This is a genomic window from Shinella sp. AETb1-6, assembly GCF_009826875.1.
GTDB lineage: Bacteria > Pseudomonadota > Alphaproteobacteria > Rhizobiales > Rhizobiaceae > Shinella > Shinella sumterensis.
On sequence record NZ_WUMM01000007.1, the window covers coordinates 301,487 to 311,407 of the forward strand.

Sequence of the window (9,921 nt, forward strand, 5' to 3'; positions counted from 1 at the left end):
ATCGTCTTCGGGCGAAACGGCGCTTCTCATTCGGCAATCCCCGCCGTCTCGATCACAGCATGCAGCAACACGTCCGCACCGGCCGCGGCCCATTCCTTTGAAATCTCCTCCGCTTCGTTGTGCGAGAGACCGCCGACGCAGGGGCACATGATCATGGTGGCAGGCGCCACCTTGGCGGCCCAGCAGGCGTCGTGGCCGGCGCCGGAGATGATGTTCATGTGGCTGTAGCCGAGGTCTTCCGCGGCCTTGCGGACACTGGCGACCAATGTCGGATCGAAGGTGACGGGATCGAAATGGCCGACGGCCTCGACGCTGCAGCCGACGCCGAGCGCCTCGCAGATCCGGGGCGCTTCCGCCTCGATGCGCGCACGCATGCCGTCGAGCTTCGCCTGGTCGGGCGAGCGGATGTCGACGGTGAAGACCACCTTGCCGGGCAGCACGTTGCGCGAATTCGGCGAGAAGAACACCTGGCCGACGCCACCGACGGCGCCCGGCTGGTTTTCCATGGCGACGGTCTGCACCATTTCGAGGATGCGCGCCATCGCAAGGCCGGCATTGACGCGCAGGTTCATCGGCGTAGAGCCGGTATGCGCCTCGCGGCCCGTCAGCGTGAACTCCAGCCACCACAGGCCCTGACAGTGGGTGACGACGCCGATCTGCTTGTCTTCGGCTTCGAGGATCGGGCCCTGCTCGATGTGATACTCGAAATAGGCGTGCATCTTGCGCGCGCCGACCTCTTCATCGCCGACCCAGCCGATGCGCTTCAGCTCTTCACCGAACGTCTTTCCCTCGGGATCCTTGCGGGCATAGGCGTAATCCTGGGTGTGAATGCCCGCGAAGACCCCAGAGGCAAGCATGGCCGGCGCGAAGCGGGCGCCTTCCTCGTTCGTCCAGTTGGTGACGACGATCGGATGCTTCGTTCTGATGCAGAGATCGTTCAGCGAGCGGACGACCTCCAGCCCGGCCAGCACGCCGAGCACGCCATCGTATTTGCCGCCGGTCGGCTGCGTATCGAGATGCGAGCCGACATAGACGGGCAAGGCATCCGGGTCGGTGCCGGCGCGCGTCATGAACATGTTGCCCATGGTGTCGACGCCCATCGAAAGGCCCGCGTCGTCGCACCAGGTCTGGAAGAGGCGCCGGCCCTCGGCGTCCGCGTCGGTCAGTGTCTGGCGATTGTTGCCGCCGGCAATGCCGGGGCCGATCTTCGCCATGTCCATGAGGGAATCCCACAGGCGGTCCGCGTTGACACGCATGTTCTCGCCGGGTGCGGCCATGTCGTATGCTCCCACGTCTTCGGGCTTTGAAAGCCTCAATTTTGTTCCCACCGGCGGCAGCGCTCTTGTTTGTTTTGCGCCTACCGTCCAGATTCGTCGTCTTTACTTGACAACGGCCTGATAATTTGACCGGTTGGTAAACATTACAGCTTCCGGGGCGGCACTCAAGCCGAAAAACCAAAAACCTTGAAGCTTCGCCCCAGAAAATGGCGGCGCTTAAACTGGTGAATTTTGCGGCACTTTTCCAGCGGGAGCAGGCCGGAGGGGCACGATGGCATTACCGAGGGCGGCAAGGACACAGCGGCGCACGCGCATCCAGGAGGCCAAGGAGGAGCAGATCCTCGAAGCCGCTCTGGAGGTCTTTTCATTGCACGGTTTTCGCGGGGCGACGGTGGACCAGATCGCCGACGTGGCCGGCATGTCGAAGCCCAACCTGCTCTATTATTTCCGCACCAAGGAGGCGATGCACCGCGCGCTGATCACCCGCGTGCTCGACACGTGGCTCGATCCGCTGCGCGAGTTCGACGCCGGTGGAAATCCGGTCTCGGAAATCCGCTCCTATATCCGCCGCAAGCTGGAGATGGCCCGTGACTTTCCGCGCGAAAGCCGGCTCTTCGCCAACGAAATCCTCCAGGGCGCGCCGAATATCGAGGACGAGCTGAAGGGGCCGCTGAAAGCGCTGGTGGACGAGAAGGCGGAGGTCATTCGCGCCTGGGCCAAGGCCGGCAAGATCGCCAAGTGCGACCCGTATCACCTGATCTTTTCGATCTGGTCGACCACACAGCACTATGCCGACTTCGACGTGCAGGTGCGCGCGGTGCTAGGCCAGGACCAGTCCGGCGACGGGCGGTTCGAGGATGCGGCCCGCTTCCTCGAACAGCTTTTCCTCACCGGCCTCCACATCAACGAGCAGCCAACCTAGGCTTGCTGCGCGCCGGCTCCGCCTTCGGCTGGCCGAAGAGGCTTGCAACGATCTGATCGCGCTCGCGCCACAGCGCCGGCAGGGCAAGCAGGCCGATGCAGACGACGGCAATCGTCGTCTTGGTAAGCTGGGAAAGCTCCGGGGTGCGCCCGTCGGCGTAATAGACGGCATAGACGATGGCCACGTGCCAGACATAGACCTGCAAGGAATGCCGCCCGAGAAGGCGAAGGAAGCGGAAGGTGAAAACGGCCGTGACGATGCCCGCGAGCTTCCGGATCCACAGATTGTGGTGCTTCGGCCCGGCGATCAGCAGCCAGGCGAGGCCGGTCGCGACGGCGGCGAAGTTCAGGAGGTAGACCGGGCCGAAGTCAGCGCGGATCTCCATCGTCGCGAACTTGTCGAGCACGGCCTGCGGCAGCAGATCCCAGGCGGTGACGATGCGCAGCGGCAGGAAGAACAGGCACACGGCCAGCGCGACCTTGGGCAACATCGTCTTCTCGGGCGAGAAGATCCGCGTCCAGGCGATCTTGTTCTGCGCCGTCAGCACGCCGATGACCATGGCGGAGAAGAACACGATCTGCCAGCCGAGCATGTTGAAGCTCGCGCGGATGCCCTGCTCGTCCGGGCCCATGACGAGCGCGTTCAGCGGTTCGGTGAGGAAGCGCTGCAGGCCAAGCTGCGCGGCCATCCAGACGATCAGCGAGCCCGCCAGCACATGGGCCCACTTTCCGCGAAGGCAGAGCCAGACGAGCGGCGGGGCAAACAGCATGTAGACGATATATTGCGGCAGGATATCCATGAAAGTCGGCTGGAACAGGAAGGTGGCGATGGCCGCCAGCCGGAGCGGCTCGTCGAAATTCGTGGTGCCGAGCCAGTTGTACCAGAGCCTTTGGGCATCCGGCAGGATCAGCTGCACCACGAGCACCGCCATCACCGTTCCCATGGCGTAGCGGTAGAGTTCGAAGGCGCGGTCGAACAGGAGCTGCCGGCCCTTTTCGTAGCCGTTCTTGATCATCTTGCGGGCATAGACCATGCCGATGAGCAGGCCGGACAGGAAGACGAAGCCCTGTGCGTCCTCGACAAAGGCGAACTGGCGATGGTTGACCTCCATCATCCAATAGCCGCCGACGAAGATCAGGTGATTGATGAGCATGAAGACGAGGAAATAGCCTCGCATGCCGTCGATGATCTCAAATCGCTTCAAAATGCGCGCTCCGCTGAAAACAAGATGCGCCCCAACGGGAGGCGGAACGCATGGAGCGGATGATCGTTCCCGATAAATTTACCGGCGACGGCGCTTTCGGGCGGTTTTTGTGATCATGAACGGCCGTGAGGGGTACCTTTCGTCAAGGAAATCACCCTATCGTTCCACCCTTCGTCGATATGGCCGATGGCGAAAATGCGCCTTCATGCCGGTCGCGGCGGCACAGGAAAGCCGCAATAACCGCCTAGGCAGCGGCACGGAAAAGGAGAAGCAATGACGACAGGAATCGGTTTCAGGGACACGGACCGCAAGACGAGCGAATTGCTTGAGGACATCCTGCATTCCATCAAGGGCGAGCACATCACGTTGCGCGATCTTCTGGCGATGATGGGCGAAAGCGGGTTGCTTCTGCTTTGTGCCTTCCTGTCGCTGCCCTTTCTGTTTCCCGTCTCCATTCCGGGCGTTTCCACCGTCTTCGGCGCCGGGATCGTGCTGATCAGCGCCGCGATCACACTCAATCGCCTACCCTGGCTGCCGCGGAAAGTCGCCGACCGGCGGCTGGAAAGCGGCAAGCTGCGCCCGGTGCTCGAGCGCGGCGTGACGTTCCTGCGGCGGATCGACCGGTTCTTCAAGCCGCGGTTCTCGGGCCTGACGAACGGCGCGGCCATGAACCGGCTCAACGGTCTCGTGTTGATGGGCGCGGGCCTGCTGCTGATGGCGCCACTCGGCCTCATTCCCTTCTCCAACACGCTTCCGGGTGTCGCGATCCTGCTGATGGCGGCGGGCATTTCGCAGCGTGACGGGCTGGTGGTGCTGGGCGGTTATGTGATGGTCGTGCTGACCATCGTCTACTTCTGCGCCATTGCGCTCCTGGCCTACAGCGCGGGCCGCAGCTTCAATCTTTTCGGGTGATGGTTCGGCCGGGGCCTGTGCGGCCCCGGCTCACGCTCTTATTCGGCGGCCTGACGGGCCATCGGGTTGTTGGGGTGCGTCGTCCAGTTGGCGTAGTTCGGATCGACGATCTTGCCGGTGCGCTGGTCCAGCGTGCCGGGCTTGAGGCCGACCATGGTGATGCAGTTCTCGACGGGGCAGACGTTGACGCAGAGATTGCAGCCGACGCACTCGTCCTCCATCACCTCGAAGTGTCTTACGCCATCGACGAACTGCGTGATCGCCTGGTGCGAGGTGTCCTCGCAGGCGATGTGGCAGCGGCCGCACTTGATGCAGGCATCCTGGTCGATATGCGCCTTGGCGATGTAGTTGAGGTTGAGATACTGCCAGTCGGTGACGTTGGGCACCGCACGGCCGCAGATATCGTCGAGCGAGCGATGGCCCTTGGCGTCCATCCAGTCCGACAGGCCCGATATCATTTCCTGCACGATCTTGAAGCCGTAGGTCATGGCCGCGGTGCAGACCTGGACGTTGCCGGCCCCCAGCACCAGGAATTCCGCCGCGTCACGCCACGTCGTCACGCCGCCGATGCCTGATATCGGCAGGCCGTAGGTTTCCGGATCGCGCGCGATCTCGGCCACCATGTTGAGCGCGATGGGCTTGACCGCCGGGCCGCAATAGCCGCCATGCGTACCCTTGCCGCCGACGGTGGGGTTCGGGGCGAAGCTGTCGAGATCGACCGACACGATGGAGTTGATCGTGTTGATCAGCGACACGGCGTCGGTGCCGCCGGCCTTGGCCGCGCGGGCGGGCTTGCGGATATCGGTGATATTCGGCGTCAGCTTGGTGATGACGGGCATGCGGGTGTACTGCTTGCACCAGCGCACGACCATTTCGATATATTCGGGCACCTGGCCGACGGCCGCGCCCATGCCGCGTTCGGACATGCCGTGCGGACAGCCGAAGTTCAGCTCGATGCCGTCGGCGCCGGTCTCCTCCACCAGCGGCAGGATCGCCTTCCAGCTCTCCTCCTCGCAGGGCACCATGATCGAGGCGATCAGCGCCCGGTCCGGCCAATTCATCTTGACCTGCTTCATCTCGCGCAGGTTGGTGTAGAGGTCGCGGTCGGTGATGAGTTCGATATTGTTGAGGCCGAGCAGGCGGCGGTCGGCGCCCCAGATCGCGCCGTAGCGCGGGCCGTTGACGTTGACGACAGGCGGGCCTTCCTCGCCCAGCGTCTTCCAGACCACGCCGCCCCAGCCCGCCTTGAAGGCGCGCTCGACATTGTAGGCCTTGTCGGTGGGTGGCGCGGAAGCGAGCCAGAACGGGTTTGGCGACTTGATGCCGACGAAGTTGTTGCGAAGATCAGCCATGTCTCATCTCCCTCAAGCGACGGCAACGGCGGGCTGCGCACCGGCAGCCAGCATGCGGTTGATCGAATCGGCGGCGTCGCGGCCCTGCGCGACGGAGGTGACGGTCAGGTCTTCGCCGGCCTTCACGCAGTCCCCGCCCGCCCAGACATTGGCGATGGAGGTGCGGCCTTCCGCATCGATGGCGATGCGCCCGCCCGTCATGGCGAGCGAGCCGAGGCCGGCCGGCTCGAAGGTCTGGCCGATCGCCTTGAAGATCTGGTCGGCGGCGAGCACGCCGGTCTCGCCGGTGCCCGTCAGCTTGCCGTCGCGTATCTCGGTATATTCGACCTCGATGCCGGCGACATGGCCGTCACGCGCGATGACGCGCCTGGGCTGGAGCCAGTGGCGGATCATCACGCCCTTGGACGCCGCGAGGTCCTGTTCGAATTCCGAGGCGTTCATGTGCTCCTTGCCGCGGCGGTAGCAGATCGTCACCTCTTCGGCGCCGAGCAGCTTGGCCTGGACGGCGGCGTCGATGGCGGTCATGCCGCCGCCGATCACCACGACACGCCGGCCGACCGGAACGGTCGCCTTGTCGGCGGCCTGGCGCAGTTCGGCGATGAAGTCGACGGCGTCGACGACACCGGGCAGGTTCTCGCCTTCCGCTCCAAGCGCGTTGACACCGGACAATCCCATGCCGAGGAAGACGGCATCGAAATTGGCGGTGAGGTCGGAGAGCGTGAAGTCCCGCCCGAGCTTCAGGCCGTTCTTCACCTCGATGCCGCCGATGGCCAGCACGTAATCGACTTCGGCCTGTGCAAAGTCATCGACCGCCTTGTAGGTGGCGATGCCGTATTCGTTGAGGCCGCCGGCCTTCTCGCGCGCTTCGAAGATCACCACGTCATGGCCCGCCATGGCAAGGCGGTGGGCGCAGGCGAGGCCAGCGGGGCCGGCGCCGACGACGGCGATGGCCTTTCCGGTGCGCGCGGCGCGCTCATAGAATTGCGTGTTGCTGGCGATTGCAACATCGGTGGCGTAGCGCTGCAGGCGGCCGATCTCCACGGGGCGATGCTCGGCGGTGTTGCGCACGCAAACCTGTTCGCAGAGCGTTTCGGTGGGACAGACCCGGGCGCACATGCCGCCCAGAATGTTCTGGTCGAAGATCGTCTTGGCCGAACCGATCGGATTGCCGGTCGAGATCTGGCGGATGAACAGCGGAATGTCGATGGAGGTCGGACAGGCCGTCATGCACGGCGCGTCGTAACAGAAGTAGCAGCGGTCGGCTGCGACCAGCGCCTCGTGATCGTCAAGGCGCGGGTGAAGGTCGGAAAAGTTCGTTTCGTATTCGGCAGGCGCAAGACGCCCCCGATGTATCCCAGACTGCGTCGTTCCCATTGTTATCTCCCATTCGCGTGGGCTTTTTGAATAGGAGAACGGTAACTCAGCTTTATTTTTTTATCAAACGGTAAAATTTCAAAAGAAATGCTGGTTTTTCAATGCTTGCCGCAAAAATAAATATGAGTTTTATGGTATTCTTTAGGGGTCTTTAGTAATAGCGGCCGCGCTTGCTCGCCGTGTCTGCGCCAGCATATGAGGTTTGACAGAATGACCGAAAAGATGCAGCAAATCGCGTGAAACGATCGGGGTGAGCGATGGCAAAGCGGACGGAAACAGCCGGACGGCTGGACGATGCGGCACGGGCCGGATGGCTCTACTACGTCGCTGGCCGCACGCAGGATGAAATCGCCTCCGCCATGGGCATTTCCCGCCAGTCGGCGCAGCGCCTCGTGTCCCTGGCCGTCGCCGAACGCCTGATCAAGGTGCGCCTCGACCATCCCATCGCCGAATGCCTGGAACTGGGCGAGGCGATGCGCAGCAAATTCGGCCTGACGCATGTCGATATCGTGCCGAGCGATCCGGGCTCGTCCTCCACCACGATCGGCATCGCCGAGGCCGGGGCCGCGGAAATCGAGCGCTGGCTGAAGAAGCCCGATCCGATCGTGCTTGCGGTCGGGACCGGGCGCACGCTCAAGGCGGCGATCGACCAGCTCCCGGCCATGGAATGCCCGCAGCACCGCATCATGTCGCTGACCGGCAATATCGGGCCGGACGGCTCGGCCGCCTATTACAACGTCATCTTCTCCATGGCCGATGCCGTGAAGGCGCGGCATTATCCCATGCCGTTGCCGGTGCTCGTCTCCTCAAGCGAGGAGCGTGACCTTCTGCACCGGCAAAGCCTTGTCCAGTCGACGCTCAAGCTCGGCCGCGAGGCGGATGTCGCCTTCGTCGGCATCGGCGAACTCGGCGTGGATGCCCCCCTCTGCCTCGACGGCTTTCTCGATCCCGCGGAGATGACCCGGCTGATGGAGGAGGGGGCGACCGGCGAGATCTGCGGCTGGATGTATGACGGCGAGGGCCGGCTGCTGGACGGCAGCATCAACGAGCGCGTCGCATCCGTTCCGCTGCCGTCGCGCGAGAGCACCACCGTCATCGGTCTTGCCAAGGGCAAGCGAAAGTATGCCGCCCTGCTCGCCGCCCTCCGCGGCCGCATGATCAACGGCGTCATCACGGACGAGGCGACCGCCCGCCATCTGCTTTCGGCCTGAGTCGGTCCCCGGCGCTCCGCGTCGCCGACAGAAAATTCCCATGAAATTCAAAGGCTGCCTGCCCCCTTTGTGCGGCGCAGCAACGAATGCCGGTTGACTTTTCGCGCCAGTTTGTGAGTAATTGCCCATGAGCGAAGCAAATGCTCATAAGCTTTCTGGGAGGAAGATGATGAATTTGAGAACCCTTCTGCTGGGCGTCAGCTCGGCTGCTCTCCTGTGCGGTTTCGCCAATGCCGAAACCCTGACCATCGCCACCGTCAACAACGGCGACATGATCCGCATGCAGGGCCTGACGGACGATTTTGCCGCGAAGAACCCGGACATCCAGCTCGAGTGGGTCACGCTCGAGGAAAACGTGCTGCGTGAGCGCGTCACGACCGACATCGCGACGAAGGGCGGCCAGTACGACATCGTCACGATCGGCAACTACGAAGTGCCGATCTGGGCCAAGCAGGGCTGGCTTGTCGCGCTCGACGGCCTCGGCGCCGATTACGACGTCGACGACCTGCTGCCGGCCATTCGCGGCGGCCTTTCGGTCGACGGCAAGCTCTATGCCGCGCCGTTCTACGGCGAATCCGCCATGATCATGTACCGCAAGGACCTGTTCGAGAAGGCCGGCCTCACCATGCCCGATTCCCCGACCTGGGAATTCATCGGTGAAGCCGCCCGCAAGATCACGGACCGCAGCGCCGACATCAGCGGCATGTGCCTTCGCGGCAAGGCCGGCTGGGGCGAGAACATGGCATTCCTGACCGCGCTCAACAATTCGTTCGGCGGTCGCTGGTTCGACGAGAACTGGCAGCCGCAGTTCGACCAGCCGGAGTGGAAGGCATCCCTCCAGTTCTACGTCGACCTGATGAAGGATGCCGGCCCGCAGGGTGCCTCGTCCAACGGCTTCAACGAAAACCTGACGCTCTTCCAGCAGGGCAAGTGCGGCATGTGGATCGACGCGACCGTGGCCGCGTCCTTCGTGTCCAACCCGAAGGATTCCACGGTTGCCGACAAGGTCGGCTACGCGATCTTCCCGGACACCGGCAACGGCAACCACGGTCACTGGCTGTGGTCCTGGAACCTCGCGGTTCCCGCAAGCTCGACCAAGGCGGAAGCCGCGCAGAAGTTCATCGCCTGGGCAACCAGCAAGGGCTACACCGAGCTCGTCGCCAGCAAGGAAGGCTGGGCGAACGTTCCTCCGGGCACGCGCACCTCGCTCTACAAGAACGCCGACTACGAGAAGGCAGCACCCTTCGCAGCACCGACGCTTGCCGCCATGGACGCGGCCGACATCACCAAGCCGTCGGTCAAGCCGGTGCCCTATACGGGTGGCCAGTTCGTCGCCATTCCTGAATTCCAGGGTCTCGGCACGACGGTCGGCCAGCTCTTCTCGGCGGTGCTTGCCGGGCAGTCCTCCGTGGACGACGCGCTTGCACAGGCCCAGACGGCGGCCGTGCGTGAAATGACCCGCGCCGGCTACATCAAGTAAGTACGCCTCCTCCCCAAGGACAGGCTGCCCGGAATGCGTTCCGGGCAGCCGCTGGAAGGCAGTCTCCTCCGGCGCGGGCTGCTTGCAGGCGTCCGCGCCGGCTCAACAAAAACAAGTGACAAGAACATCTGGGTTCCACCCAATGCGGGGAAGCGAAACCTGTCCGGCGTTTTGGCGCGCCGGCAAACC

Annotated in this window: 8 protein-coding genes; 4 read left to right on the plus strand and 4 right to left on the minus strand. The window is 63.7% G+C overall.

Features of this window, described 5'->3' with window-relative positions:
* Positions 1-26: 26 nt before the first annotated feature.
* Positions 27-1,277, minus strand: coding sequence for a Zn-dependent hydrolase (locus GR158_RS15230; protein WP_160871645.1), 1,251 nt, complete (start codon positions 1,275-1,277; stop codon positions 27-29).
* Positions 1,278-1,548: 271 nt separating this feature from the next.
* On the opposite strand from GR158_RS15230, the gene GR158_RS15235 reads away from it, so the two are divergent.
* Positions 1,549-2,199, plus strand: a complete 651-nt coding sequence (locus GR158_RS15235) for a TetR family transcriptional regulator C-terminal domain-containing protein (protein ID WP_134650655.1) — start codon at positions 1,549-1,551, stop codon at positions 2,197-2,199.
* Here GR158_RS15235 and GR158_RS15240 read toward each other — a convergent pair.
* Positions 2,180-3,403 (minus strand): OpgC family protein, encoded by a 1,224-nt coding sequence (locus tag GR158_RS15240; RefSeq protein ID WP_160871646.1) that lies wholly within the window; start codon positions 3,401-3,403, stop codon positions 2,180-2,182. The genes GR158_RS15235 and GR158_RS15240 overlap by 20 nt on opposite strands.
* 273 nt (positions 3,404-3,676) lie before the next feature.
* On the opposite strand from GR158_RS15240, the gene GR158_RS15245 reads away from it, so the two are divergent.
* The gene (locus tag GR158_RS15245) at positions 3,677-4,315 is read left to right on the plus strand and encodes an exopolysaccharide biosynthesis protein (RefSeq protein ID WP_160871647.1); all 639 of its coding nucleotides are present in this window, start codon (positions 3,677-3,679) and stop codon (positions 4,313-4,315) included.
* A 38-nt stretch (positions 4,316-4,353) separates the two neighbouring features.
* On the opposite strand, the gene preA is transcribed toward GR158_RS15245, so the two are convergent.
* Together preA and GR158_RS15255 are read right to left on the minus strand one after the other, a co-directional pair.
* Complete coding sequence (gene preA / locus GR158_RS15250) at positions 4,354-5,667, minus strand: NAD-dependent dihydropyrimidine dehydrogenase subunit PreA (RefSeq protein WP_160871648.1); 1,314 nt, start codon at positions 5,665-5,667, stop codon at positions 4,354-4,356.
* 12 nt (positions 5,668-5,679) lie between these two features.
* Positions 5,680-7,041, minus strand: coding sequence for an NAD(P)-dependent oxidoreductase (locus GR158_RS15255; protein WP_160871649.1), 1,362 nt, complete (start codon positions 7,039-7,041; stop codon positions 5,680-5,682).
* A 257-nt stretch (positions 7,042-7,298) separates the two neighbouring features.
* On the opposite strand from GR158_RS15255, the gene GR158_RS15260 reads away from it, so the two are divergent.
* Both GR158_RS15260 and GR158_RS15265 read left to right on the plus strand, forming a co-directional pair.
* Complete coding sequence (locus GR158_RS15260) at positions 7,299-8,252, plus strand: sugar-binding transcriptional regulator (RefSeq protein ID WP_160871650.1); 954 nt, start codon at positions 7,299-7,301, stop codon at positions 8,250-8,252.
* A 169-nt stretch (positions 8,253-8,421) separates the two neighbouring features.
* Entirely contained in the window at positions 8,422-9,732 is a 1,311-nt protein-coding gene (locus GR158_RS15265; protein ID WP_160871651.1) for a sugar ABC transporter substrate-binding protein, read from the plus strand.
* Positions 9,733-9,921: the final 189 nt, after the last annotated feature.